21 protein-coding genes are annotated in these 24,707 nt (G+C 70.9%); 13 read left to right on the top strand and 8 right to left on the bottom strand.

All coding sequences use genetic code 11. The features are described 5' to 3' along the window. Positions 1 to 14: 14 nt before the first annotated feature. The 4 genes from GWK61_RS14845 to GWK61_RS14830 form a co-directional block, all read right to left on the bottom strand. Entirely contained in the window at positions 15 to 2,462 is a 2,448-nt protein-coding gene (locus tag GWK61_RS14845; protein ID WP_194908940.1) for an amino acid permease, read from the bottom strand. 259 nt (positions 2,463 to 2,721) lie between these two features. Then, entirely contained in the window at positions 2,722 to 3,741 is a 1,020-nt protein-coding gene (locus GWK61_RS14840; protein WP_194908939.1) for a 2-oxoacid:ferredoxin oxidoreductase subunit beta, read from the bottom strand. A 6-nt stretch (positions 3,742 to 3,747) separates the two neighbouring features. Then, complete coding sequence (locus GWK61_RS14835; protein ID WP_194908938.1) at positions 3,748 to 5,643, bottom strand: 2-oxoacid:acceptor oxidoreductase subunit alpha; 1,896 nt, start codon at positions 5,641 to 5,643, stop codon at positions 3,748 to 3,750. Positions 5,644 to 5,922: 279 nt separating this feature from the next. Further along, positions 5,923 to 7,242, bottom strand: coding sequence for a UDP-glucose dehydrogenase family protein (locus tag GWK61_RS14830; protein WP_194908937.1), 1,320 nt, complete (start codon positions 7,240 to 7,242; stop codon positions 5,923 to 5,925). A 433-nt stretch (positions 7,243 to 7,675) separates the two neighbouring features. Between GWK61_RS14830 and GWK61_RS14825 the strand changes: the two genes are divergently transcribed. The 10 genes from GWK61_RS14825 to GWK61_RS14780 all read left to right on the top strand — a co-directional run bounded on the left by GWK61_RS14825 (position 7,676) and on the right by GWK61_RS14780 (position 19,888). Beyond that, positions 7,676 to 8,017, top strand: coding sequence for a DUF1508 domain-containing protein (locus GWK61_RS14825; protein ID WP_194908936.1), 342 nt, complete (start codon positions 7,676 to 7,678; stop codon positions 8,015 to 8,017). A 1-nt stretch (position 8,018) separates the two neighbouring features. Then, positions 8,019 to 8,378 carry a hypothetical protein gene (locus GWK61_RS14820; RefSeq protein ID WP_194908935.1) on the top strand — a complete coding sequence of 120 codons (360 nt, stop codon included), beginning with the start codon at positions 8,019 to 8,021 and terminating at the stop codon, positions 8,376 to 8,378. 689 nt (positions 8,379 to 9,067) lie between these two features. Next, positions 9,068 to 10,156, top strand: coding sequence for a substrate-binding domain-containing protein (locus GWK61_RS14815; RefSeq protein ID WP_194908934.1), 1,089 nt, complete (start codon positions 9,068 to 9,070; stop codon positions 10,154 to 10,156). Between the two features lie 162 nt (positions 10,157 to 10,318). Continuing rightward, on the top strand, positions 10,319 to 10,903 hold the full coding sequence (locus GWK61_RS14810) for a hypothetical protein (protein WP_194908933.1): 585 nt from the start codon (positions 10,319 to 10,321) through the stop codon (positions 10,901 to 10,903). A 173-nt stretch (positions 10,904 to 11,076) separates the two neighbouring features. Then, a complete protein-coding gene (locus tag GWK61_RS14805) occupies positions 11,077 to 13,680 on the top strand; it encodes a hypothetical protein (protein WP_194908932.1) in 2,604 nt (867 codons plus the stop codon). A gap of 4 nt (positions 13,681 to 13,684) precedes the next feature. Then, positions 13,685 to 14,767, top strand: coding sequence for a phosphate ABC transporter permease subunit PstC (gene pstC, locus GWK61_RS14800; protein ID WP_323747571.1), 1,083 nt, complete (start codon positions 13,685 to 13,687; stop codon positions 14,765 to 14,767). A gap of 16 nt (positions 14,768 to 14,783) precedes the next feature. Next, entirely contained in the window at positions 14,784 to 16,052 is a 1,269-nt protein-coding gene (gene pstA, locus GWK61_RS14795) for a phosphate ABC transporter permease PstA (protein ID WP_194908931.1), read from the top strand. Next, positions 16,049 to 17,914: a substrate-binding domain-containing protein gene (locus GWK61_RS14790; protein WP_323747570.1), complete on the top strand. Its 1,866-nt coding sequence runs from the start codon at positions 16,049 to 16,051 to the stop codon at positions 17,912 to 17,914. Before pstA ends, GWK61_RS14790 begins: the two co-directional genes overlap by 4 nt. Then, positions 17,911 to 18,963 (top strand): class E sortase, encoded by a 1,053-nt coding sequence (locus tag GWK61_RS14785; RefSeq protein WP_228562333.1) that lies wholly within the window; start codon positions 17,911 to 17,913, stop codon positions 18,961 to 18,963. The genes GWK61_RS14790 and GWK61_RS14785 overlap by 4 nt, the downstream gene beginning before the upstream one ends. 13 nt (positions 18,964 to 18,976) lie before the next feature. Further along, entirely contained in the window at positions 18,977 to 19,888 is a 912-nt protein-coding gene (locus GWK61_RS14780; protein WP_228562332.1) for a phosphate ABC transporter ATP-binding protein, read from the top strand. A 106-nt stretch (positions 19,889 to 19,994) separates the two neighbouring features. Here the strand turns inward: GWK61_RS14780 and GWK61_RS14775 are convergent, their stop codons facing one another. From GWK61_RS14775 to GWK61_RS14770, 3 genes are read right to left on the bottom strand one after another with little or no spacing between them, the layout of a single operon-like run. Next, positions 19,995 to 20,945 carry a glutaminase gene (locus tag GWK61_RS14775; RefSeq protein ID WP_194908930.1) on the bottom strand — a complete coding sequence of 317 codons (951 nt, stop codon included), beginning with the start codon at positions 20,943 to 20,945 and terminating at the stop codon, positions 19,995 to 19,997. Continuing rightward, a complete protein-coding gene (locus GWK61_RS58505) occupies positions 20,935 to 21,069 on the bottom strand; it encodes a hypothetical protein (protein WP_267254265.1) in 135 nt (44 codons plus the stop codon). The genes GWK61_RS14775 and GWK61_RS58505 overlap by 11 nt, the downstream gene beginning before the upstream one ends. Beyond that, positions 21,066 to 21,212 (bottom strand): hypothetical protein, encoded by a 147-nt coding sequence (locus tag GWK61_RS14770; RefSeq protein ID WP_194908929.1) that lies wholly within the window; start codon positions 21,210 to 21,212, stop codon positions 21,066 to 21,068. Before GWK61_RS14770 ends, GWK61_RS58505 begins: the two co-directional genes overlap by 4 nt. A 74-nt stretch (positions 21,213 to 21,286) precedes the next feature. Between GWK61_RS14770 and GWK61_RS14765 the strand changes: the two genes are divergently transcribed. The 3 genes from GWK61_RS14765 to GWK61_RS14755 all read left to right on the top strand — a co-directional run bounded on the left by GWK61_RS14765 (position 21,287) and on the right by GWK61_RS14755 (position 24,345). Beyond that, a complete protein-coding gene (locus GWK61_RS14765) occupies positions 21,287 to 22,603 on the top strand; it encodes a sensor histidine kinase (protein ID WP_323747569.1) in 1,317 nt (438 codons plus the stop codon). Continuing rightward, complete coding sequence (locus GWK61_RS14760; RefSeq protein WP_194908928.1) at positions 22,600 to 23,259, top strand: response regulator; 660 nt, start codon at positions 22,600 to 22,602, stop codon at positions 23,257 to 23,259. Before GWK61_RS14765 ends, GWK61_RS14760 begins: the two co-directional genes overlap by 4 nt. 84 nt (positions 23,260 to 23,343) lie before the next feature. After that, complete coding sequence (locus GWK61_RS14755) at positions 23,344 to 24,345, top strand: sigma-70 family RNA polymerase sigma factor (RefSeq protein ID WP_194908927.1); 1,002 nt, start codon at positions 23,344 to 23,346, stop codon at positions 24,343 to 24,345. A gap of 40 nt (positions 24,346 to 24,385) precedes the next feature. Here GWK61_RS14755 and GWK61_RS14750 read toward each other — a convergent pair whose 3' ends face one another. After that, complete coding sequence (locus GWK61_RS14750) at positions 24,386 to 24,619, bottom strand: hypothetical protein (protein WP_194908926.1); 234 nt, start codon at positions 24,617 to 24,619, stop codon at positions 24,386 to 24,388. Between the last annotated feature and the right edge of the window lie 88 nt (positions 24,620 to 24,707).

Genomic DNA, 24,707 nt, shown 5'->3' with positions numbered 1-24,707 from the left:
CCACCCACCACCCGCTACTCGTCGTCCCCGTACTCGCGCGGCAGCAGCTTGTACGTCGGGTTCGCCATCGCCAGGTGCCCCTCCATCTCGCCGACCATGCCCTCGACGCGCATGCTCGCGCCCGGCTCGATGCCGGGGATCGAGCGGCGGCCGTAGAACACCAGGGTGATGCCGCCGGAGGAGTCGTAGAGTTCGGCTTCCAGGGCGGGGGAGCCCTTCACCGGGGATACCGCCACCGATCTGATGCGGCCTTCGACCGCTGCGCGCTGGCGCCACTGGACTGTGCCGATCGGGGTCAGCGGGACCGGGACGCCGTGGCCGGGGTCCGGGATGCTGGCGCATTCGGCGTCGAGGAGCATCTTCTTCGTGGAGCGGGGCTTGGCGGCTCCGGTGCCCTCGGCCTCGCGGATCTTGCTCTTGTGGCCCTTCTCGGCCAGCTCCAGTTCCTCGATGGCCTCGACGACGTCGAAGGGCACGATCGTGGCCACCACGTGCGGCAGGGTCGAGAGGACCTCGGCCAGGCGGTCCGCCGTGCGGTCGTGGAGCAGGCGGCCTGCGACCGGCGAGTACGTGCGGCGGGGGAGCAGGACCGTCACCTCGTAGCCGTCCGCCGTCTCGCGGGCGGCCAGTTCCATCGCCGCGCGGCGGATGCGGCGGTCCGGGACCTCGATGACCTCCAGCGGGATGTCCGCCGCCTGGGAGGCGTCCCACTGGTTGCGCAGCTGCTCGGCGTAGACGTTGTCCACCATCAGGTGCACCGCCCGGAGCTCCGTCGGGCGCAGGGAGCGGGCGTAGCGCAGGGTCTTGATCACGGCCAGGTCCACCGAGTCGACCAGGACCATGACCGAGGTTTCCGTGCGGGTCGGGAGCAGGGCCGAGGCCGGGGTGTTCGCCAGCGCGTCGGCCTCGCGGCGGTAGCGCTTGTTCAGCTGGATGAGGCCGAACACCGCCGGCGGGAAGACCACCACCACCAGCCACGCGCCCTCGGTGAACTTGGTGACGGCGAAGATCAGGACGACGGCCAGCGAGCACACCGCGGCCGAGCCGTTGACGAACAGCTTCCACGTGCGGCGTGGTTCGTTGCGGATCCAGTGGTATTTGAACAGGCCGGTCGCGGCCATCACGAAGCCGGTGAACACCCCGATCGCGTACAGCGACACCAGCTTGGTCAGGTTGCCGCCCATCGCGACGATCAGGACCAGTGACAGGATCGTCAGCACGATGATGCCGTTGGAGAACGCCAGGCGGTGGCCGCGGGTGCGCAGCTGGCGCGGCAGGAACGAGTCGTCGGCGACGTAGGAGACCAGGAACGGGAAGCCGCTGAAGGAGGTGTTGCCGCCGGTGTACAGGATCAGCGCGGTGGCGATCTGGACCAGGGTGATCATCACGCCGCCGACCGCGTTCTTGCCCCACACCAGGTGCGTGATCTGCGCCAGGACGGTCGGCGCGCCGTTGGTGTAGGGGTAGGTCTTCATCTGCCAGGCCAGGATCGAGACGCCCAGCACCAGCGAGCCCAGGATGACCGACATGGCGGTCAGCGTCTTGCGGGCGTTGGCGCCGGCCGGCTTCTTGAACACCGAGATGCCGTTCGAGACGGCCTCCAGACCGGTCAGCGACGACCCGCCGTTGGCGAAGCCGCGCAGCAGCGCCAGCGCCGCCCCGGCCGTGAGCAGGAAGTTGGTGTGCCCGCCGACCTGCACGATCCCGCCGTAGCTGGTGGTGTCGTGCGCGTTCGTGGCGTGGTGCAGGGTGCCGGTGGCCAGCTGCACGACGCCCAGGATCAGGGTGATCCCGACCAGGACGATGTAGACGTACGCCGGGGAGGCGAACAGCTTGCCCGCCTCCTTGACCCCGCGCAGGTTGCCGTAGCAGAGCAGCAGGACCACGGCCACCGTGATCCACAGCTTCCAGCTGGTGATGTCCACGGAGAAGGTGATCGCCAGGTAGGAGGCGATGGCGTCGGTGCCGGCCGAGATCTGGACCGCGACCGTCACCACGTAGTCGATCATCAGCGCGACCGCGGCGATCTGGGCGATCTTCGGGCCGAAGTTGTCGCGGGCCACCACGTAGGACCCGCCGGCCTTGGTGTACACCGAGACCACGTCCCGGTAGCACAGGGTCAGCAGGATCAGCATGCCCAGAATCACGCCGGTGATCGGCATGACCAGCATGAAGCCCAGCGCGCCGAAGTAAGGGATGAGCTGCGTGAGCATCTGCTCGGAGCCGTACGCCGAGGAGGAGATCATGTCGATGCCCATGATCCCGAGCGCGGTCGGGTTGTTGAGCTTCTCCCCGTGCAGCTCGTCGTTGACCAGAGGCTTCCCGAGAATCTTCTTCTTGACCCGGTAGCCCAGCGACTCGGGAAGGTTGACGTCCGGGGCCAGGGCCCCGGGCGCCGCGACAGGTACCGCGCTCGCCCCCGCGCCGGCCGGCTTCGGCGCGGCCGTGCTGGTTCTGCTCATCGCAAGTTGCCTCATCTCGGCGGGATACAAAGGACCAACATGGTCCCTATGCCCATGCCGAAGGTCTGTCCTATCACCTCGGAGATCAGATCATCCAACTTGAGGGCGTTTGCATTTCGTTTGCGCCAACGGGAACGCCCCTGCCCGCGAGCGGGGAGGGGCGCTCCCGATCATGAGCTCTGCGTTTGCGACCAGGACTGTCGCATCGCGGTCGAACTCATCGTCCGGCAGGGCCGAACGGGGGAGTGTCATCGACCTCTCACGAGACCGTCCACGTGTCGGACCCGTGCAGGAGCTCGTCGAGCTTGCCCGAGCCGAGGGTGCGCGCGGCGTCGTCGAGCTGGTCGGCCATCAGCTGGTCGTACGTCGGCCGGGTGACGTCCCGGAAGACGCCGATCGGGGTCGGGGACAGCGTCGCCGGGTCGGGCAGCCGGGACAGGGCGAAGGCCAGGTCCGGCTCCGGGGTGTGCGCGTCGTGGATCAGCACGGCGTCCCCGGCCTGCTCCAGCGGCACCACCTTCAGGGTGGCGTCCGGCATCCGCACGATGCCATAGCGCTCGTCGTCCGGACCGAACGCGATCGGCTGGCCGTGCTCCAAACGGATGAGGTGCCGGTCCCGGACCGAGTTGTCCTTCAGGTTCTCGAAGGCGCCGTCGTTGAAGATGTTGCAGTTCTGGTAGATCTCGATCAGCGCCGTGCCCTGGTGCTCGGCCGCGGCCTGGAGCACCGAGGTGAGGTGCTTGCGGTCGGAGTCGATGGTCCGGGCCACGAAGGTCGCCTCGGCGCCCAGGGCCAGCGACACCGGGTTGAACGGGGCGTCCAGCGACCCGTACGGCGTGCTCTTGGTGATCTTGCCCAGTTCCGAGGTCGGCGAGTACTGCCCCTTGGTCAGGCCGTAGATCCGGTTGTTGAACAGCAGGATCTTCAGATTGACGTTCCGGCGCAGCGCGTGGATCAGGTGGTTGCCGCCGATGGACAGCGCGTCGCCGTCGCCGGTGACCACCCACACCGACAGGTCCGGCCGGGAGGCGGCCAGCCCGGTGGCGATCGCCGGGGCGCGGCCGTGGATGGAGTGCATCCCGTAGGTGTTCATGTAATACGGGAAGCGCGAGGAGCAGCCGATGCCCGAGACGAACACGATGTCCTCGCGGGAGATGCCCAGGGACGGCATGAAGCCCTGGACCGCCGCCAGGATCGCGTAGTCCCCGCAGCCGGGGCACCAGCGCACTTCCTGGTCGGTCTTGAAGTCCTTGGTTGTCAGCTTGAGAAGTTCAGGCATGGTTGTTCAGACCCCCACCTTGTCAACCGCGTCCGACTCGATCAGATCCTTGATCACTCCGGCCAGCTCAGCCGCCTTGAAGGGCAGGCCGCGCACCTGGTTGTAGCCGACCGCGTCCACGAGGTAGCGGGCGCGGATGAGCATGGAGAGCTGCCCGAGGTTCATCTCGGGGATGAGCACTCTGTCGTACTCCTTCAGTATGCGCCCGAGATTCTCCGGGAAGGGGTTCAAGTGGCGCAAGTGCGCATGTGCGACGGCCTGCCCGCCACGCCGGACCTGGCGGCAGGCGGCCTGGATCGGACCGTAGGTCGAGCCCCAGCCCAGGACCAGGACCTTCGCCTCGCCGGAGCCTGAATTTGAATCGGACCCAGTGTCGACCTCCAGCTCGGGGACGTCGATACCGGCCACCTTGGCCGCGCGGGTCCGGACCATCAGGTCGTGGTTCGCCGGGTCGTAGGAGATGTTGCCGGTGCCGTCCTGCTTCTCGATGCCGCCGATCCGGTGCTCCAGGCCCGGGGTGCCGGGGACGGCCCACGGCCGGGCCAGGGTCTGCGGGTCGCGCAGGAACGGCCAGAACACCTCGCTGCCGTCCTCCAGCACCTTGTTCGGGCCGGCGGCGAAGTTCGGGGCGATCTCCGGCAGGTCGGCGACGTCCGGGATGTGCCAGGGCTCCGAGCCGTTGGCCAGGTAGCCGTCGGAGAGCAGGAACACCGGGGTGCGGTAGGTGACGGCGATCCGCACGGCCTCCACGGCGGCGTCGAAGCAGTCCGCCGGGGAGCGCGGCGCCACGATCGGCACCGGGGCCTCGCCGTTGCGCCCGAACATGGCCAGGAGCAGGTCGGACTGCTCGGTCTTGGTCGGCAGGCCGGTGCTCGGGCCGCCGCGCTGGATGTCGCAGATGACCAGCGGCAGCTCCAGGCTCACCGCCAGGCCGATGGTCTCGCCCTTCAGCGCGATGCCGGGGCCGGAGGTGGTGGTCACGCCGAGCGACCCGCCGAAGCTGGCGCCCAGGGCCGCGCCGATGCCGGCGATCTCGTCCTCGGCCTGGAAGGTCCGCACGCCGTGGTTCTTGTGCTTGCTCAGCTCGTGCAGGATGTCCGAGGCCGGGGTGATCGGGTAGGCGCCGAGGAACATCGGCAGCCCGCTCTGGTGGCCGGCCGCGATCAGGCCGTAGGCCAGGGCCAGGTTGCCGTGGATGTTCCGGTAGGTGCCCTTCGGCATCGGGGCCGGGGCGATCTCGTAGGAGACGACGAAGTCCTCGGTCGTCTCCCCGTAGTTCCACCCGGCGCGGAACGCCGCCACGTTCGCGGCCGCTATGGCCGGCTTCTTGGCGAACTTCTTCTCCAGGAACGCCACCGTGGCCTCGGTGGGCCGGTGGTAGAGCCAGGACAGCAGGCCGAGCGAATACATGTTCTTCGCCCGCTCGGCGTCCTTGCGGGAGATGTCGTGGCCCTCCAGGACCTTGACCGTCTGCGTGGTCAGCGCGACCCTGTGCACCTTGTAGCCGTCCAGCGAGCCGTCCTCCAGCGGGTCGGCGGCGTAGCCGACCTTGGTCAGCGCGCGGGGCGTGAACTCGTCGGTGTTGACGATGACCGTGCCGCCGCGCGGGACGTCCTTCAGGTTCGCCTTCAGCGCCGCCGGGTTCATCGCCACCAGCACGTCCGGCGCGTCGCCGGGGGTGAGGATGTCGTGGTCGGCGAAGTGCAGCTGGAACGCGGACACGCCGGGCAGGGTCCCGGCGGGGGCCCGGATCTCCGCGGGGAAGTCGGGCAGCGTCGACAGGTCGTTGCCGAACGCCGCGGTCTCGGAGGTGAACCGGTCACCGGTGAGCTGCATACCGTCGCCGGAGTCGCCGGCGAAACGGATGATGACCCGGTCTACCTTCTCAACCTGCTTGGTCATGGGGAACCCGCCCTGTTGTAGAAGTATCGTTGCGCGTCCGAACAGCTGTCGTGGGTCGTCTCCTGCGGAGCCTTCCCACGCCGTGCGTCCGGGCCCGTCTCAATGCTACGGCGGGTAAGTTTCTCTAAGCGGTAGTGGGATTGCTCGGATGTCTTACAACGCGGGATCGCGGTGAAAGAGATGTAAAGAGGAGCGGGTCGCCTAGCGGTGCCCGCCCTTGATCGGCTAATGCGGCCGAACCAGCCTGGCCTGGCTGCCTCTGCCGACCCGCCTGGCCGGTTACGGCCGGCCCAGGGCCCGGTACGTCCAGCCCGCGCTCCGCCAGGCCGTCGCGTCCAGCGCGTTGCGGCCGTCGATGATCCGGGTCTGTCGCACCTGGGTGCGAACCGCCACCGGGTCGAGGTCCCGGAACTCCTGCCACTCGGTGAGGTGCAGGATCACGTCCGCCTGGTCCGCCGCCTCCATCGCCGAGTCGGCGTAGGACAGGGTCGGGTACATCTTGCGCGCGTTGTCCGTGGCCTTCGGGTCGTAGACCGTGACCTGCGCGCCCTGCAGGTTTATCGACGCCGCGACGTTCAGGGCGGGGGAGTCGCGGATGTCGTCGGACTCCGGCTTGAACGCCGCGCCCCAGACCGCGACGCGCTTGCCCAGCAGGGAGCCGTCGCACTGCTCGCGGGCCAGGTCCACGGTCCGGACCCGGCGCCGCATGTTGATGGCGTCGACCTCCTTGAGGAAGGCCAGGGCCTGGTCCACGCCGAGCTCGCCGGCCCGGGCCATGAACGCCCGGATGTCCTTGGGCAGGCAGCCGCCGCCGAAGCCGAGGCCCGGGACCAGGAAGCGGTGGCCGATGCGCGGGTCGTGGGACAGCGCCTCGGCCAGCTGCATGACGTCGGCGCCGGCCGCCTCGCACACCTCGGCCATGGCGTTGATGAAGGAGATCTTGACCGCCAGGAAGGAGTTGGCGGAGACCTTGACCAGCTCGGCGGTCGGGAAGTCGGTGACCACCAGCGGTACGTTCTCCGCCAGCAGCCGCGCGTAGACCCGGCGCAGGTCGGCTTCGGCCTGCTCCGACCGCACGCCGACGACCAGGCGGTCCGGGTGCAGCGTGTCGTGCACGGCGTGGCCCTCGCGCAGGAACTCGGGGTTCCACGCCACCTCGGCGTTCGGCGCCAGCTCGGCGATCCGGTCGGCGATCCGGGAGGCGGTGCCGACCGGGACCGTGGACTTGCCGATCAGCAGCGAGCGGCCCTGGTGCGCGACCGACCGGGCCAGGGTCTCGAACGCGGCGTCGACATAGGTCATGTCGGCGGCGTACTCGCCCTTCTTCTGCGGCGTGCCCACGCAGACGAAGTGCAGCGCGCCCTCGCCGGCCCAGGCGGCCAGCTCGGCGTGATCGGAGGTGAAGGACAGCCGGCCGGCGGCGATCTGCTCGCGCAGCAGGTCCTCCAGGCCGGGCTCGTAGAACGGGACGTGGCCGGCGGCCAGGGCGGCGACCTTCTCCACGTCGACGTCCAGCCCCATCACCTCGAAGCCGAGCGCGGCCATACAGGCGGCGTGGGTGACACCGAGGTAGCCGGTGCCGATCACGGTGATCCGCACGTGTGTCTCCGATCTGGTGGGATGTCCTGTCGAACCAAGCCAGCGTAGACGTCGATGCTATGAGCAACCCTCAGGCGAAAGCACCAAAACTTTTCAAGAATGCCGCAGTACCCGCGATCGGGCCGAGCAATCACCTCGCTCCGGGTGATGGCCCGACTTCGCTCCGTGCCCACCGCTTCCGGGGTTGAGAACGGTCGAACGGCGGGTGGCGGGCGGTTTGCTGAAGCGGTTGATCGGGGTCCCCGGCACCCGCGCTCCTCACCGGTGATTCAGTGCTCTGACAGGTGATCACGCCTCGTAAGCGACTAAGGCGCAACGGGTGGGCGAACAGATGTCCTTGGTCGGACGTTTCCCGGCGCCTGGTTTGCTTAGCACGCCTAGATTGATCGCTCGAGAACCTTCAAAATCGAGCTCGAGTGTTGGGCGGCATGCCATGGACACTGTTCGGGACGAGAGCGGACGGGTGCTGGTGGACCGCGCTGAGAACGGGCGCTACCGCTGGCGGGCGAAGGCGAGCAACGGACGGATCGTGGCCATCTCCGCCCCGGCGTACTCTGCCGCGGACGAGGCACGCCGGGCCTACTCCCGCTTAAGGCGCGACGCGCCCAACCTGTCGGCGCGCATCAGCCACGTGAAGGACGGAGCCGGCTGGACCTGGGTCCTGCAGTCCCCGAGCGGAACCCCGCTGGCCAGGTCGATCCGGTCCTACGAGCGTTACGCCACCTGCCAGATCGCGGTCGCCAAGTTCCTGGCGCTGCTGGCCGCCGACGGCTGAGATGCCCGGTGCCCTGGTGGTGCGCGCAGGCGACGGCGAACTGGTCTGGATCCTGCTGGCGGCGAACGGCCGCCCCCTGGCCCGCTCCGCCGGCGCCTACCGCAGCGACGAGGCCCTGGACGCGGCCTGGCGCGAACTGGTCGCCGACCGCGACGCCCTGAGCATCCGCCTGGGCCGCGACGCCGACGGCCCGGACTGGTGGTGGTCGGCGGCCCTGCCCGTGCGCGTGACCGGCACCGGCATGCACGCGGGCGTGGTCGTGGCCCGCAGCGCCCGCGGCTACCTCCGCCCCGACCAGTGCCGCGGCGGAGCGACCGGATTCCTGAACGCCCTGTCGGGATTCGCCCGCCGCGGGAGATGAACGAGGCGTGACCAAGGCGGCGCCGGGACGGTACTGAGGGAAACACTCGTGGTGCCGCCGACCCCGCGGGGGAGCGCTCGGCGGGCGCTGTGGCCTGCCCGTTCGACGGCATGCGCGCGTTGCGCGGCTTCGCGACCGTGGGTGAGGGGGCTGTGACGAGCAGTCGCCTTCGGTGATGGTGGACGGTACGCGGTTCACGACTCGTCGGAGGATGACCGGATGCGTGCCGGAATGCGGCGATCTGTGTCTAATACGAAGATCTATGTCGAATACGAAGATCTGTGCCGAATATGAAGATCTGTGCCGAATACGAGGATCTCAGGGACCGGCTCCTTCTTCGAGTCCGCGTGGGGCATCACGAACATCCCGTCGTGCGTCAGTCCGCCTGGGCCGACCCGGCCGGGGCTCGCCCCTGACGGCCTCGGCGGACCGCGTGTCGAACGCCGGACAGCGCTGTTCCTAGGTGAACGCGGGGCCCCGAAGACGGCACTACCGCGCCACTGCCGGAAGCACACCGGGTTTCGCCCGACTCTGTTTCAGGGTTCTCACACACCCTGCCAGCAGCACATCTGTGCGGCGCGCGGTCCGCCGGCCGGCAGGCCGTAAAGACCTTGAACCCTGGTCGGGAGGGAGCCCTTCGGCGAATGTCATTCCCGCAAGGACCAGTCCCCCTTGCAGGAGGAAATGTAATGCGCTCTGTCACCCGCAAGCTCGCGATGACCTCGGCGGTCGCCGCGGCCGCCCTCGGCGCCGTGATGGCGTCGAACGGCGCCGCGATGGCCGACCCGGCGTCCACCCCGGCCGCCGGCTCCATCGTCGCCGTCGGCTCGGACACGATCCAGTCGTTCGACAACGGTCTGTCCACGCAGTACAACGGCTCCACGCCGACCCCGGCGTCGAAGTTCTACAGCTGGGACGCGACCGGCACCTCGCCGATCACCCCGAAGACCGGCTGTGACACCACCGCCACCCCGCCCGGGGCCGGCGAGATCAACCGCCCGAACGGCTCCGGCTCCGGCATCACGGCGCTGAACAACACCGACTACACCTGCGTCGACATCGCCCGCTCCTCGCGCCCGCCGAACACCGGCACCACCGACTACTTCATCCCGTTCGCCTCGGACGCGGTGGGCTGGTCGGCCTACACCGGTGGCAACGCGCCGTCGAACCTGACGAGCGCCGAGCTCAAGGGCATCTACAACTGCACCTACACCACCTGGAACAGCCTGCCGACCGACCCGACGTCGTCGACCGACACGATCAAGGTCTACGTGCCGCAGTCCGGTTCGGGCACCCGCTCGTTCTTCCTGAACGCGCTGGGCATCACCGCGACCAGCGAGCCGTGCTGGCAGTCCGTCACCCCGGAGGAGAACGAGGGCACCGACGCCGCGTTCACCGGCAACACCGACGCCATCTTCCCCTACTCCCTGAGCCACTACGTCGGCCAGGTCTACGACAGCAAGGGCGGCGGCAGCGACCTGCCCGGCTCGCTGGACGCCGTGCGCTCGCTGGACAGCACCCAGCAGATCCTGACCGCGACCAAGGTCTGGAACAACGCCCTGTCGCTGACCTACACCCGCAACGTCTTCCACGTCGTCCGTGAGGCCGACTGGAACGGCACCGGCCCCGGCGGCGCGACCGAGCAGAGCCACCTCAAGGCCCTGCTGGACCGCAGCAGCAACAGCGGCTACCTGTGCACCAACGGCGCGAGCCTGATCACCAGCTACGGCTTCCAGACCCTGAGCCACGGCTGCGGCACGCTGCAGCCCGGCGTCTGACTCTCGCCGAGCGTCCGGTCGTCCCTGACCGGCTGAAAGACGGATCCACCACGGATCCGAGTACGTAGCGGGCCCGTCGGAAGCGTCCATCAGGACGAATCCGACGGGCCCGGCCCCTTCGTAGTTCATCGCCTGTCACACCCGATCATGTAGGAGCCTGCAATGAACCGCATCGCCATCCGCTCGGCCGCCGCTGCGGCCGCCCTGGCCGCCACCGCCTTCGCGCTCCCCGCCGCCAGCGCGACCGGCACCCCGGCCTCCGGCTCGGTCACCCTGACCGCCACCAACGCCTTCGTCGACAGCGCGCTCCACTCCGGCATCGCGGCGGTGCCGCTGCCGTCGGCGACCGGCAGCTACAGCAACACCACCGGCGCCACCGCGACCTTCCCGGTCACCGGCGGCAACGCGGTGCTCGCCCGGTTCTACGGCAGCATCACCCTGGGTGGCGGCCTGGCCTTCGCCGACGCGTTCACCGGCAAGATCGTCTGCTTCCACGACGTCGCGTTCGGCGGCGACACCCAGTCGCTGACCGCGGTGCCGGACGGCTCGACCACCCCGGTGACCCTGTTCGCGCTCGGCAACAACACCATCGGCAGCGGCAACGGCGTGGTGCCGGAGACCCTGACCGGTGACGCCGACGTGGACCCGGCCGGCGCGGCCTACCTGGACCAGGCGCTGCACACCACGTTCTTCAACGCCAACCAGGTCGTCGGCTCGCTGAGCGTCAGCTACACCCCGGCTTCCTGAGCCGTCCTCTCCGGACGGTCCCGACCGCGGGCCGGCTTCGGCCGTTCCCCTTGCCGAGCGGCTCGCGGTCGGCCAGCGTTTCCGCCTTGGCCGCCCTGCGGCCGGTCTCCCGTCGCCCGGGGACGGGCGAATGTATGAGTCCACTGATTTTCGAGCTCGGAGGTCTGTTTCCCATGTCGCCCCGTGAAGCGGGAACCAGGCGCCGGCCGGGGCTGCGTGCCTACTGCGCCGCGGTGCTCGCCTGGACGGTCGTCTTCATGACGGCCCTGATCGTGTTGCCCCCGAGCGCGAACACCCTCCCCAAGGCGCACGCCGACGCCACCTCCGTCACCGTGCAGGGACCCCCGGTGTGGAACCCGGCCACCGGGACGTCCGGCGCCCGCGGGACCGTGTCGGTCTCCCAGACGCAGAACCTGGTGGACCAGGTGGTCCACGTGTCCTGGACCGGGTTCACGCCGAGCACCAACGGCTCGTTCGTGGTCGTGGGCCAGAGCCCGAGCTGGAGCAACGTCGGCTATCCGGTGGTCGCCTACGAGTGCAAGGGCACCAACCCGCAGATCACCGACTGCTACGGGTCCCTGCACTACGGCCAGACCGTCACCAAGGACAACAACAACGGCTTCGGGCAGGGCGCGGTCGCGACCGGTCTGAACGCGCCGGACTTCGCCAACAACGAGTTGGCGGCGGTCACCGGCACCGACGGCACCGGCAGCCTGGACATGGAGGTCTACACCGCGAACCAGGCGCCGACCCTGGGCTGCGACGCCGACCACCCGTGCTCGATCGTCGTGGAGCCCAACTACGGCGGCGACCCGCTGGGCTATGACACCGGCGTTCCCGACTGCAAGGACCACACCGCCGACACCGGCGGGAGCGGCGAGGCCACCGACGTGACCTTCGGCATCCCCGACCCGTCGAACAACATCAGCGGCGAGTCGTGCGCCTGGCAGAACCGCACGGTCGTCCCCCTGTCCTTCGCCCCGGTTCCGGCCGCGTGCCAGGCCAGCGCGACCGGCGTGGCCGCCGAGGGCATGCCGATGCTCGACCGCGCCCTGACCCAGTGGGTGGTGGGCTCCTGCCTGGCCGGGAACAACCCGGTGACGGTCAACGCCCAGACCGACCAGACCGAGCCGGTGGCCCGCGGCGACTTCCTCGCCGGCAGCCCCAACGCGGACGTGGCCTTCACCTCGCTGCCGGCCGGCCCGGGGACGAAGGGCGCACGGCCCTACACCTACGTGCCGGTGGGCAGCACCGGGATCGCCGTCGTCTTCTTCGTCGACGATCCGAACACCAACCTGCCGATCCGGAGCATGAAACTCAACGCCCGGCTGGTGGCCAAGCTCCTGACCCAGTCCTATGACCTGGAGTCGTTCAAGGGCCAACTGGACGACACCGCCTCGGTGGCAGGGAACCCGGCCTGCCTGTTCGCCGATCCCGAGTTCCAGTCGCTGAACCCGACCGACAACGCGTTCGCCTGGCCGACCTGCCAGGACGTGACCGCGATCAACACCCTGCCGATCGTCGCCGGCGGCCAGACCGACCTGGTGCGCGAGCTGACCACGTGGATCATGGCCGACACCCAGGCCCGGGCCTTCCTGGCCGGCGCCGCCGACCCGTGGCACATGCACGTGGACACGAAGTACCTGACCTCGGTGTACCCGTATCCGATCAACAACCTGGTGCCGCAGGATTCCAGCGGGCCGAACAACGACCCGACCACCGGCAAGCCCGCCACCGGGGTCCACAAGGACTACAAAATCCTCAAGAGCTTCGAGTGGAACCCCATCCAGGACGGTCTCGACGACGTCCTACGGCATCTGCTCAAGGCCACGGCGACCTGCGACAGCCCGGACGTCGACAGTGTGACCGGCACGCACCTCAAGTGCGGGCCGCAGAACCTCGGTTCGCGCGGAGTGCTGGCCATCATGGACACCGGCCGCGCCGCCGCCTTCAGCCTGCCGACCGCCTCCCTGCCCAACGCCGCCGGCAACTACGTGGCCCCGACCGCGCCGGCCATGGCGGCCGCGACCGCGGACTACGCCACCGACCCCGCGACCGGCACCGAGTCGCTCCAGTGGGAGGCTCCCGGCCCGGCGTACGCCGGCGACGTCGCCGCGTACCCGCTGACCGTCCCGGCCTACGCGATGGCGCCGACCTCCGGGGTCTCCCCTGCCAAGACCGCCCACATCGCGGACTTCCTGGCCTCGGTCACCGACAACCGCAGCGGCCAGATGGCCGGCGACGCGCCCGGCGAGCTCGCGCCCGGCTACGTGCCGAACACCGCGGCCCAGGCCGCGCAGGCGGGGGCGGCGATCGCCAAGATCCGCGCCGGGGCCGCCCCGGGCGGCCCGACCGCCACGGTGACCGCCACCGGGCCGGCCACCGGCCAGCCGACCACGTCCGGCAACACGGTGGTCACGCCGGTCACCGTGTCGAAGAACGGCACGCCGTCGGTGTCCTACCTCACCAGCACCGTCGGTTCCGGCGGGAACGGCGGCGGCACCGAGCCCGGCGGCTCCTCCTCCTCGAAGGGCGCCGTGGCCCCGGCCGGCAGCAGCACCCCCGTGCACAGCCTCACCGGCTCCACCGCCGCGGCCGCCGTGGGCACCGCCAGCGCCGACACCGCGGGAATCGGCCGGCTGATCCTGCCGATCCTGCTGATCGTCGGCCTGGTCCTGGTGGCCGCCGGTCCCATCGCCCTGATGCTGACCTCCGGCGGGGTCGGCGCCCGGCTCCGGACCATCTGGAAGCGGCCCGCGCGCCGCTTCGGGCGGTGAGGCCGTGAGCACCGCCGACGCCGGCGCCGCGCTCGCCGACGACCTGTTCGGGCCACCGCCGCCACTGCCACCGCCACCGCCGTCGCCTCCGGCCTCCGGCCCGGAGGCGGGGCCCGCCCCCCTCGACGACACCCCGATCCGCATCGTCCCCGGGGTGTCCCGGGGGGACCGGATCTTCCGCATGGGCTTCCGGGCCGCCGGCCTGTCCGTGTTCGCCGTCATGGGCCTGATCGCGCTGTTCCTGGCCGTCCGGGGAGCGCAGGCGCTGCACGCCACCGGCTGGTCGTTCCTCACCGAGCAGCGGTGGCAGACCGCGGTCCACCGGTTCGGCGTGGGCGCGGTGCTGCCGGACGGGATCATCATCGCGGTCATCGCGATGCTGATCGCGGTGCCGGTGGCGCTCGGGTCGGCGCTGTTCATCTCCGAGTACGCGCCGGTCGGCCTGCGCCGGACCCTGATCTCGCTGGTCGACCTGATGGCGGCGGTGCCGAGCATCGTCTACGGACTGTGGGGTCTTGTGTTCCTCACCCCGCGCATCATCGGGTTCGAGCGCTGGCTGTCCACGCACCTCGGCGGCGTGCTGCCGTTCCTCAAGGTGCGCAACGGCCAGATCTCCACCTCCTACACCCAGTCCGCCTTCATCGCCGGGGTCGTGGTGTCGCTGATGGTGATGCCCATCATCTGCTCGCTGTCCCGGGAGGTGTTCTCGCAGGCCCCGACCGGGGAGCGGGAGGGCGCCTACGCGCTCGGGGCCACGCGGTGGGGGATGGTGCGGACCGTCGTGCTGCCGTTCGGCAAGGGCGGCGCGATCGGCGCGGTGATGCTCGGTTTCGGCCGGGCGATGGGCGAGACCATCGCGGTCGCGCTGATCATCTCGCCGGTGTTCGCGCTGTCCTCGCATCCGCTCCAGGCCGGCGCCAACTCGATCTCCTCGCTCATCGCGCTGCGCTACGGCGAGTCCGACAAGCTCGCGCTGTCGGCGCTGATGGCCGCCGGGCTCGTGCTGTTCGCGATCACGCTCGTGGTCAACATGGCCGCGGCCGCGGTCATCTCCCGTTCGCGCTCCGGCGCCGCGACCAATGAGTGAGAGGTCTGACGCCGCCATGACACACGTCGACTCCGCCGGACCCGGCTTCGCCGCCGATCCCACCGCCGCCGGCCTGAACACCGCCTACCTGGACACCAGGTCCGGCCAGGTCCAGGTCCGGCCCGGCTCGATCACCGCGGCCGACGTCGGGACCCTGGCCGGCGCCGCGGCCGGCGCGCTCGGGCTGGTCTGGCTGGTGTACGAGCGGATCATGCCCTTCGCCGGCGCCCTGGGCTTCTGGCTGTGCTGGTACGTGGCGTTCCTCGGCTTCTACTGGGGCATCGCGCGCACCCAGTGGGAGCCCCGGCACGTGCGCGAGAAGATCGCGACCGCCGTGTTCACCGGTGCCGGCCTGCTGATGATCGCGGTGCTCGTCGACCAGATCGGCTATGTCGCCTGGCGCGGGTCCGACGCGCTCGGGCACGGCAACTTCCTGACCACCGACATGCAGAAGACCGGGCCGCTGGACGGGCTCAGCAGCGGCGGCGTGCTGCACGCGATGATCGGCTCGCTGGAGCAGCTGGGCCTGGCGACCCTGTTCGCGGTCCCGCTGGGCCTGTCCACCGCGGTGTTCATGTCGGAGATCGGCGGCCGGCTGGCGCAGCCGGTCCGCACCGTGGTCAACGCGATGACCGCGCTGCCCTCGATCGTCGCCGGCTTGTTCGTGCTCGGCTCGGTCATCCTCACCCTGGGTTTCGACCGCAGCGGTTTCGCCGCCTCGCTGGCGCTGACCGTGATGATGATGCCGATCGTCACCCGGGCCGCCGAGGTGGTGATCCGGGTGGTGCCCGACACCCTGCGCGAGGCCTCCTTCGCCCTCGGCGCGAGCCAGTGGCGCACGGTGTGGAACGTCGTGCTGCCCACCGCGCGCTCCGGCCTGACCACGGCGATCCTGCTGGGCATGGCGCGCGCGGTGGGGGAGACCTCGCCGGTCCTGCTCACCGCGGGCTTCACCCCGCGCAAGAACGCGAATCCCTTCAGCGGCGAGCAGATCAGCCTTCCGCTGTACGTCTGGAACTACGTCCGCTATCCGCAGAACGACATGAAGATCCGGGCGTTCGGCGGCGCGCTGGCCCTGATGGCGATCGTCATGGTCCTGTTCGTCGCGGCGCGCCTGGTCGGCGGGCGCCGGCCGGGCGAGCTGTCGCGCCGCAGCCTGCGCCGGATGGCGCGGGACCGGGCCGCCTCGGTGCCGCCGTCCCCGACCATGTCCGGGCCGCCGGCCGCGCGCCCAGCGCCCGTGGCCGCCGCCGTCATCCATCCGGAACCGGAGCCTGCTTCGTGAAGACACACACCTTGAGAGGCCGTATCCCGGCGTTGCTGGCCGCGGTCGGCCTCGGCGGTCTGCTGGCCGCCGCAGGCCTGCCCGCCGCGAGCCCGGCGCACGCCGCCACCGCGCTGCGCGGCTCCGGTTCGTCCTGGAGCGGACCGGCGCTGGACCAGTGGCGCCGCGACGTCCTGCCGCAGGGCATCAACATCGACTTCGCGTCCAACGGCTCGGCCGCCGGCCGCACCGACTGGGAACAGGGCCAGGACGACTTCACCGCCTCCGACGTGCCGTTCCGCACCGCCGAGGACCAGGGCGTGGGCTCCTCCGGGCACTCCAACGGCCAGGGCAACGTCGAGAACCCGACCTACCGCTTCTCCTACGTGCCGGTGACCGCCGGCGGCACCACCTTCATGTACAACCTGCACATCGGCGGCAAGCAGATCATGAACCTGCGGCTGTCCCCGGATGTGCTGGTCGCCATCTTCACCAACCAGATCACCACCTGGGACGACCCGCGGATCAAAGCCGAGTACCCCGGGAACCTGCCGCACGAGCCGATCACCCCGGTGGTGCGCTCCGACGGCTCCGGCGCGACCGCGCAGTGGACCCGGTACATGGAGCACACGCACAAGGCCCAGTGGGACGCGTACTGCACGGCGATCAACGGCATCTCGTGCGGCGACTACACCGAGTTCTACCCGACCCCGGCCAGCAGCAACATGCACGCCGAGAACGGCTCGGACGTGGTGGCGAACTTCATCATGTCGCCGACCGGCGAGGGCGCGATCGGCTACGACGAGTACGCCTACGCCAAGCTGAACTTCTGGCCGGTCGTCAAGGTGCTGAACCCGGCCGGGTACTACACGGTCCCGACCGCGTCGAACGTCGCCATCGCGCTGACCGCGGCCAAGATCCGCGGCGTGGACGACAACACCCCGGCCAGTGACCCGAACTACCTGCAGCAGAACCTCGACGCGGTCTACACGATGGGCGACCCGCGGTCGTACCCGATCTCCAGCTACAGCTACGTCATCGTGCCCAGGGACACCGGGACGCTGCCCGCGGTGCCCCGCGCCTCCGACGACCACGGCGCCGCGCTGTCCAAGTACGCGGCCTACATCCTGTGCGCCGGCCAGGCCGAAGCCGACAACCTCGGCTACTCGCCGATTCCCCGGAACCTGGTGCGCGGCGGGATGCTGCAGATCTCGCACATCCCCGGGCAGCAGTCCGGCGTCGACCCCAACACCCTGTCCAACTGCCCGAACCCGACGTTCAACGCCGCCGGCCAGCTGACCGTGCTGGTCGACGCCCCGCAGCCGAGCCCGTGCGACAAGGTCGGCGCACCGCTGAACTGCACCGTCGGCGGCGGCACCGGCGGTGGCACCTCCGGAGGGTCCAGCGGCGGGTCCACCGGCGGCTCGGGCGGCAAGAAGGGCGGCACGACCGGCGGCTCCACCGGTGGGACGTCGGGCGGCACCAGCGGCGGTTCGTCCGGGTCGAACGGCGGGACCACCGGCGGCACGACCGGCGGAGCCGGTGGCTCGACCGGCGGGACCACCGGCGGCACGACCGGCGGCACCACCGGCGGGGTGGACCCGCTGACCGGGCTGCCCACGGACAGCTCCGGAGGCACCGGCGGTGACACCGGCGGCACCGTCGGCGGGGCCACGTCGGTGGTCGCCGACGTGCCCCAGCACCGTGATCCGAAGCTGATGGCCGGCCTCACGTCGCTGGAACTGCTGGCGGTGGTGATCGCGCCGCCGGTGTTCGGCAGCATGCTGATTCGGCGTCGCAAGCTCGCGGCGGCCGAGCGGGACGCGGCCTTCGTGGCCGGGGCGTTCCAGCCCGGCGGCGAGGAGAAGGGGCCCGGCAGATGACCGCGCCCACCGCGGAACCCGCCGTGGACTCCACCGCGGAGGAGCCGACCGCGCCGGCGGCTCCGGACGGCGAGTCCGAGACGGCTCAGACCGCTGAGACCGCTCAGACCGCTCAGACTGCCCAGATCGCGCAGACCGCTCCGGAGGCCGGCGCCGCCGCCGATCCGCAGCCTGCTGTGAAGCCGTTCGAGCTGCGGCCGTCGCTCGCCGCGCTCCGCGCCGGGCTGCGCGAGGGCCGGGGTCTGCGCGTGGTCCGGATGGTCTCCACAGCCGCGAGCCTGGCGGCGGTCCTGCTGCTCGGCTGGGGCGTCTACGCGTTCGGCCTGACCGGGCTGCAGGAGAAGCACAGCCAGGCCAACCTGTACCGGGCGTTCGCCGCCGAGCTCGCCAACGCCACCGCCCCCGTCGCCCCCGCGCCCGACGGCGCCCCCGTGATGATCCTGGACATCCCCCGGCTCGGGCTGCACCAGACGATCGTCGTCGAGGGCACCACCGGCGCCGATCTGGCGCGCGGGCCGGGGCATGTGCGGTACACGGTGCTGCCCGGGCAGCCGGGTGTCAGTGTGCTGATGGGGCGGCGCGGGACGTTCGGCGCGCCGTTCGCCGCGCTGCCGCAGCTGCGGATCGGCGACAAGATCAACGTCACCACCGGCGAGGGGTCCTACACCTACACCGTCAACGCCTTCGGGCAGGGGAGCAAGCCGGTCGACGACAAGTTCCCGAACCGGCTGGTGCTGGCCACCGGGGACTCGACGTGGATCCCGACGCACGCGATCTACGTCGGCGCGCGGCTGGACGGCCAGGCCGGCGCCGGTTCCGGGCAGACCGGGGCGCGCACCGACCTGGACAAGGCGCTGGCCTCCGACACCGACGCCTGGCCGGCCCTGCAGCTGTGGGCGCTGGCGCTGGCCTTCGCGGTGGTGGTGACGGTGGCGCTCGCGGTGTTCTGGAACCGCCGTGCCGCGTACCTGTCCATGGCGCCGGTGCTGGCCGCGCTGCTGTGGTGCGTGTACGAGAACGCCACCGTCTTGCTGCCGAACATCTACTGAAGCTGGGACCACGATGACCGAGATAGACGAGTACGGCGGGGTGGCGACGGCCTCGACCGCGGACGCTCCGACCGAGCAGTTGCCCGCCGTCCCGGGCGATCCGATCGGCCCCGGCGCGGGCCTGGATGCGAACATCGGGCGCTCCGGCCGGCTGGTCGGCCTGGAGACCCGCGACCTGTCCGCCTGGTTCGGCGACCACAAGGTGCTGGAGCGGGTGTCGCTGACCATGGAGCCCGGCGAGGTGACGGCGCTCATCGGGCCGTCCGGCTGCGGGAAGTCGACGTACCTGCGGATCCTGAACCGCATGCACGAGATGGTGAAGTCGGCGCAGCTGGCCGGGCGGGTGCTGCTGGCCGGCGACGACATCTACGCGCCGGGGCGCCGTCCGGCCGACGTGCGGGCCCGGGTCGGCATGGTGTTCCAGCGCCCGAACCCGTTCCCGGCGATGTCCATCTACGACAACGTGGTCAGCGGCCTGAAACTGGCCGGGATCAAGGCCGGCAAGGCGCGGCGGGACCAGCTGGTGGAGACCAGCCTGACGCAGGCCGGGCTGTGGGCCGAGGTGCGCAACCGGCTGCGCTCGCCCGGCGGCGCGCTGTCCGGCGGCCAGCAGCAGCGGCTGTGCATCGCCCGCTCGCTGGCCGTGGAGCCGGACGTCCTGCTGATGGACGAGCCCTGCTCCGCCTTGGACCCGACGTCCACCCGCCGGGTCGAGGAGACCATCGCCGACCTGCGCGGGCGGCTGACGATCGTGATCGTCACGCACAACATGCAGCAGGCCGCGCGGGTGTCGCAGAACTGCGCGTTCTTCCTGGCCTCGCACGACACGCCGGGGCGGATCGTGGAGGCGGGGCCGACGCGGCAGCTGTTCGAGGACCCGCGGGACGAGCGGACTTCGGACTACGTGAACGGGCGGTTCGGCTAGCCCGGCCGGAGTTTTCGACGGCACAGCGGCGTCGCCGGGTCCTTATGGATCCGGTGGCGCCGCTGTGGAGGTCGTCCGCCTGGAACGCCTAGAACGCCTAGAACACTTAGAACACCGACCACCCCGTGGCCGCGCTGAACCGGTCCAAAGCCTCCACGCCCGCCACCGAGTTCCCGTGCGGGTCCAGCGCCGGCGACCACACGCACAGCGCGGCGCGCCCCGGCACCACCGCGACGATCCCGCCGCCGACCCCGCTCTTGCCGGGCAGCCCGACGCGGAACGCGAAGTCGCCCGCGGCGTCGTACGCGCCGCACGTCATCATCAGGGCGTTGACCCGCTTGGCGCCGAGCACCGGCAGCAGCCGGGTGCCGTCGGCGCGCACGCCGTGCCGGGCCAGGAACAGCGCGGCCATCGCGGTCTCGGCGCAGCTCATCGCGATCGAGCAGTGCCGGAAGTAGTGCTCGGCGGTGAGGCCGACCGGGTTCTCGATGTTCCCGTACGCGGCCATGTAGTGCGCCAGCGCCAGGTTCAGGTCGCCGTGCTCGGCCTCGGAAGCCGCGACCACGCCGTCGATCGTCACGGTGTGGTCGTCGGATTCGGTGCGCAGGAAGTCCAGGACCGCGCCGGCCGCGTCGCCGGTCTGGGTCTGCAGGATGTCGGTGACGACCAGGGCTCCGGCGTTGATGAACGGATTGCGCGGAATCCCGCGCTCGAGTTCCAGCTGGATCAGCGAGTTGAACGCGTTGCCGGACGGCTCCACCCCGACCCGGCCGCGCAGCGCCCCGGCGTCGCCGGCCATCACCAGCGCCAGCGTGAAAACCTTCGAGATGCTCTGCAACGAGAAGCGCTCGCGGAAGTCGCCCACGCCGTACAGGTGTCCGTCGACCGTGGCCAGGGCCATCCCGAACCGGTCCGGCGGCACCTGGGCCAGCGCCGGGATGTAGTCCGCGACGCGGCCCTGGCCGACGAACGGAGCGACCTCGTCGGCGATCCACTCCAGCAGCGCGTCGTAGGCGATGTCGTCGATCGAGACCGCCGCGCCTTCCTCAGTCGCCATCGGCGGTGTCCTTCGCAGCGGTGTCCTTCGGATCGGAAGCGAGCCAGGCTTTTATATCCGCCGCCCACTGTTGGTCGCGCGTCGTCTCGGTGAACTCTTTCCAGTCGATCAACAGGTAGATCACTCCGTCCGTGCGGTGCTGAGGATCAAAGGCTTCAGGGCCTCGTCCCGGCACTGCCCGGACCAGCCGGAAAGCACCAGTTCACGCGGGGTGAGAATGATCACGCCGCGCCGCCGGAACTGCGCGCCGGCCGGGTCCGCGGTCATGCTGCCTTCGTTCCCCATCGTTCCCCTACGAAAGTCGGACGTGCGCCGTTCCGCACCCGACCTACGCTGAAGGGGTGAAATCCCCGGCCTGGCTCCCGCGCGCCCGCGACATCGCGGTCATGGCGCTGGCCCTGCTGGAGGGCCTCGCGGACCTGTACACGGACGGCGTGGACAAGCACGACCTCCCGATGGCCGCCCTACAGGGCTCGCTGGCGCTGGTCGGCACCGTCGCGCTGTGGTGGCGGCGCTCGCGCACCGAGCGCGTCATCGTGCTGACCATGCTCCTGGCCGTGGTGGGCCAGGTGTCGGTCCCGCTGGCGATGATGCTGTTCGCGCTGGCGGTGAAGCGCCGCGACCGGGTGATGTGGGGCCTGACCGCGCTCGGCGGCGCCGCCTACCTGACCCAGACCGCCATCGAGAACCACGGCGACCTGACCTTCACCGACGTGCTGGTGAACGTGCTGTGGGTGCTGGTCCTGGTGCTGTTCGGCGCCTACTTCGGCGCCCGCCACGACCGGCTGGTGGGCCTGCAGGAGCGCGCCGAGCGCGCCGAGGCCGAGCAGGAGGTCCGGGCCGAGGCCGCCCGGCTGGCCGAGCGGACCCGGATCGCCCGCGAGATGCACGACGTCCTGGCGCACCGCATCTCGCTGATCGCGCTGCACGCCGGCGGCCTGGAGATCACCGAGCGCCCCGAGCCCGCCGCGGCCCGCCAGACCGCCGGCCTGATCCGGGAGACCGCGCGCTCCGCGCTGGAGGACCTGCGCGACGTGCTCGGCGTGCTGGCCAGCGGCGACACCTCGGCCCCGCTGGCCCCGCAGCCGCGCTTCGCGGACATCGCCGAGCTGGTCGAGCGCTCGGCCGCGGCCGGCGTGTCGGTGCGGCTGGTGCCGAACAGCAGCCTGAGCCTGGACGCGCCGGTGCCCGAGGCCGTGGGCCGCGCCGCGTACCGGGTGGTCCAGGAGGCGCTCACCAACATCCACAAGCACGCCGCCTCGGCCGCCACCACGGTCCGGCTGTCCGGCGCGCCGGACATCGGCCTGGAGGTGCGGGTGGAGAACCAGGCGCCGCGCGTCGTGGGCACCTCGCTGCCCGGCGCCGGCTCGGGCCTGGCGGGGCTGCGCGAGCGGGTGGAGGTCGCCGGCGGCTCGTTCGAGGCCGGTCCGACGCTCCGCGGCGGCTTCCTGGTGCTGGCCTGGCTGCCCTGGCCGCAGGCCGACGCGAAGAAGGACGAGGCGGACTACGGTGTCATCGTCTCCCCGGGCAGCCGCGAGCGCGGCACCGGACCCTCGGCCGGAACGGCCTGCGTGACCGATGATGAGAAGGACCGCGCCGGCCGCACCGCCGACCCGGACGCCCCCCGCCTGATCCCCTCCCCGGAGCCCGCCGCATGATCCGCATCCTGCTCGTCGACGACGAGAGCCTGGTCCGCGCCGGCCTGCGCACCATCCTGGAGTCCGCCGAGGACCTGCGGGTGGTCGCCGAGGCCGAGGACGGCTCGCTGGTCGTCGACGCCCTCGCGGCGCACCGTCCGGACGTGGTCCTGATGGACGTCCGCATGCCCCGCGTGGACGGCCTGGAGGCGCTGCGCCGCGTGCAGGCCACCCCCGACCCGCCGCCGGTGGTCATGCTCACCACCTTCGACCTGGACGCCTACATCTTCGAGGCGCTGCGCCTGGGCGCCACCGGCTTCCTGCTCAAGGACACCCCGCCGCGCGACCTGATCTCGGCGATGCGCGTGGTGGCCCGCGGCGACGCGATGCTGTCGCCGCCGGTGACCAAGCGGCTGCTGGACCACTACACCGGGCTGCGCGTCGCGGACCGCGCCGAGCAGGCCGTGAAGCTGCTGGCGGAGCTGACGCCGCGGGAGCGGGACGTGCTCGCCGAGGTGGCGCGGGGGCTGTCGAACGCGCAGATCGGCAAGAACCTGTACCTGAGCGAGGCGACGGTGAAGGCGCACGTGTCGCGGGTGATGGCGAAGCTCGGCGTGGCGAACCGGGTGCAGGCGGCCCTGGTGGGACGGGACGCGGGGCTGCTCGACGAGGCGTGACCGCTGCGCTTCCAGGCCCGTGATCAGCGCGTTCCGCCGTCCCGGATTCCCCAAGCACCGCCCCGTCTGTCAGAACCCCGGGCTATGGTGAAAAACGTGTCCACGACCATCGACCGAGACGCCGTCGCCGACCAGCTCGAACCCTTCCGGCGCGAGCTGACCGCCTACTGCTACCGCATGCTGGGCTCCGCCTTCGAGGCCGAGGACGCGGTGCAGGAGACGCTGCTGCGCGCCTGGTCCAAGTTCGAGGGGTTCCAGGGGCGCTCGCAGCTGCGGACCTGGCTGTACCGGATCGCGACGAACGTGTGCCTGGACATGGCGCCGGCCGCGCAGCGCCGGGCGCGGCCGATGGACCTGTTCTCGCCGGGGTCGGCGACCGCGCCGAATCTGGCACAGCTGGAGGAGAACATCTGGGTCGGGCCGGTCCCGGACGAGCGGGTGCTCGCCGGGGACCCCGCCGAGGTGGCCGTGGGACGGGAGAGCATCCGGCTGGCGTTCGTCGCCGCGCTGCAGAAGCTCGCGCCCCGGCAGCGGGCCGTGCTGATCCTGCGCGAGGTGCTGGCGTGGTCGGCGGCGGAGACCGCCGAACTGCTGGACTCGTCGGTGGCCTCGGTGAACAGCGCGTTGCAGCGGGCTCGCGCCACCCTGGCCGAAGACGGCGCCGCCGGCGGGGACACCGCCAAGCCGCTGGACGAGGAGCAGCGCGAGTTCCTGGGCAAGTACGTCAAGGCCTTCGAGGCCTTCGACATCGAGGGTCTGACCGAGCTGCTGCGCGCCGACGTCTCGCTGAACATGCCGCCCTACCAGCTCTGGCTGCAGGGCATCGACGAGCTGCGCGCATGGTGGAACGGCGCCGGGGGCGGCTGCCGCGGCTCGCGGCTGCTGGCCGTCGAGGCCAACGGGTCGCCGGCGTTCGCGCAGTACCGTCCGGCCGAGGACGGCGACGGGTTCACACCGTGGGCGATCATGGTCCTGGAGATCCGGGACGGGCAGTTGGCCGGTATCGGCAACTACCTGGACACCGACCGGCTGTTCCCGCTGTTCGGTGTGCCCGCGCGGTTGCAGGCCGACGGCACGCCGGCCTGAGCCAGCCCTCAGCCCTGCTCAGCCCGGCTCAGCCTCAATCTCAGCCTTCGAACTCAAGCTCCGCTCCCTCATCCGGCGGAGCCGCGCCGCCGATCACGAACACCTCGTCCAGCCCGGTCAGCGCCAGCAGCAGCCGCAGCCGCTCGCCGACCCCGGTGAGCACCAGCTCGCATCCCCGCCGCCGGGCGTCGAGCCGCCGCCGGGCCAGCCGCTCCAGGTCCGCCCTGGTCGGCTGCTCGATCGTCGACACGTCATACCGCTCAATGCGTCCCACGTCACTACAGACCCGCGTCGGCGCGCCGATTCATCGATCCGGCGAGAAAATCTTCGCTCAGGGCGATGAGTTCGGCGCCGCGCCTCCG

It is taken from the genome of Catenulispora rubra (assembly GCF_015356825.1).
GTDB classification, from domain to species: domain Bacteria; phylum Actinomycetota; class Actinomycetes; order Streptomycetales; family Catenulisporaceae; genus Catenulispora; species Catenulispora rubra.
The sequence above is the reverse complement of the archived record's forward strand: the minus strand, read 5'-3'. Positions and strand labels throughout refer to the sequence as shown.

What these genes read in the sequence shown, in the direction of transcription:
- pstA (WP_194908931.1), top strand. Translation starts at nt 14,784, where the DNA reads ATGACACACGTCGACTCCGCCGGACCCGGCTTCGCCGCCGATCCCACC.
- GWK61_RS14770 (WP_194908929.1), bottom strand. Translation starts at nt 21,212, where the DNA reads ATGACCGCGGACCCGGCCGGCGCGCAGTTCCGGCGGCGCGGCGTGATC.
- GWK61_RS14820 (WP_194908935.1), top strand. Translation starts at nt 8,019, where the DNA reads ATGCCCGGTGCCCTGGTGGTGCGCGCAGGCGACGGCGAACTGGTCTGG.
- GWK61_RS14845 (WP_194908940.1), bottom strand. Translation starts at nt 2,462, where the DNA reads ATGAGCAGAACCAGCACGGCCGCGCCGAAGCCGGCCGGCGCGGGGGCG.
- GWK61_RS14815 (WP_194908934.1), top strand. Translation starts at nt 9,068, where the DNA reads ATGCGCTCTGTCACCCGCAAGCTCGCGATGACCTCGGCGGTCGCCGCG.
- GWK61_RS14780 (WP_228562332.1), top strand. Translation starts at nt 18,977, where the DNA reads ATGACCGAGATAGACGAGTACGGCGGGGTGGCGACGGCCTCGACCGCG.
- GWK61_RS14755 (WP_194908927.1), top strand. Translation starts at nt 23,344, where the DNA reads ATGGTGAAAAACGTGTCCACGACCATCGACCGAGACGCCGTCGCCGAC.
- GWK61_RS14775 (WP_194908930.1), bottom strand. Translation starts at nt 20,945, where the DNA reads ATGGCGACTGAGGAAGGCGCGGCGGTCTCGATCGACGACATCGCCTAC.
- GWK61_RS14835 (WP_194908938.1), bottom strand. Translation starts at nt 5,643, where the DNA reads ATGACCAAGCAGGTTGAGAAGGTAGACCGGGTCATCATCCGTTTCGCC.
- GWK61_RS14760 (WP_194908928.1), top strand. Translation starts at nt 22,600, where the DNA reads ATGATCCGCATCCTGCTCGTCGACGACGAGAGCCTGGTCCGCGCCGGC.
- GWK61_RS14785 (WP_228562333.1), top strand. Translation starts at nt 17,911, where the DNA reads ATGACCGCGCCCACCGCGGAACCCGCCGTGGACTCCACCGCGGAGGAG.
- GWK61_RS14805 (WP_194908932.1), top strand. Translation starts at nt 11,077, where the DNA reads ATGTCGCCCCGTGAAGCGGGAACCAGGCGCCGGCCGGGGCTGCGTGCC.
- GWK61_RS14825 (WP_194908936.1), top strand. Translation starts at nt 7,676, where the DNA reads ATGGACACTGTTCGGGACGAGAGCGGACGGGTGCTGGTGGACCGCGCT.
- GWK61_RS14810 (WP_194908933.1), top strand. Translation starts at nt 10,319, where the DNA reads ATGAACCGCATCGCCATCCGCTCGGCCGCCGCTGCGGCCGCCCTGGCC.
- GWK61_RS14840 (WP_194908939.1), bottom strand. Translation starts at nt 3,741, where the DNA reads ATGCCTGAACTTCTCAAGCTGACAACCAAGGACTTCAAGACCGACCAG.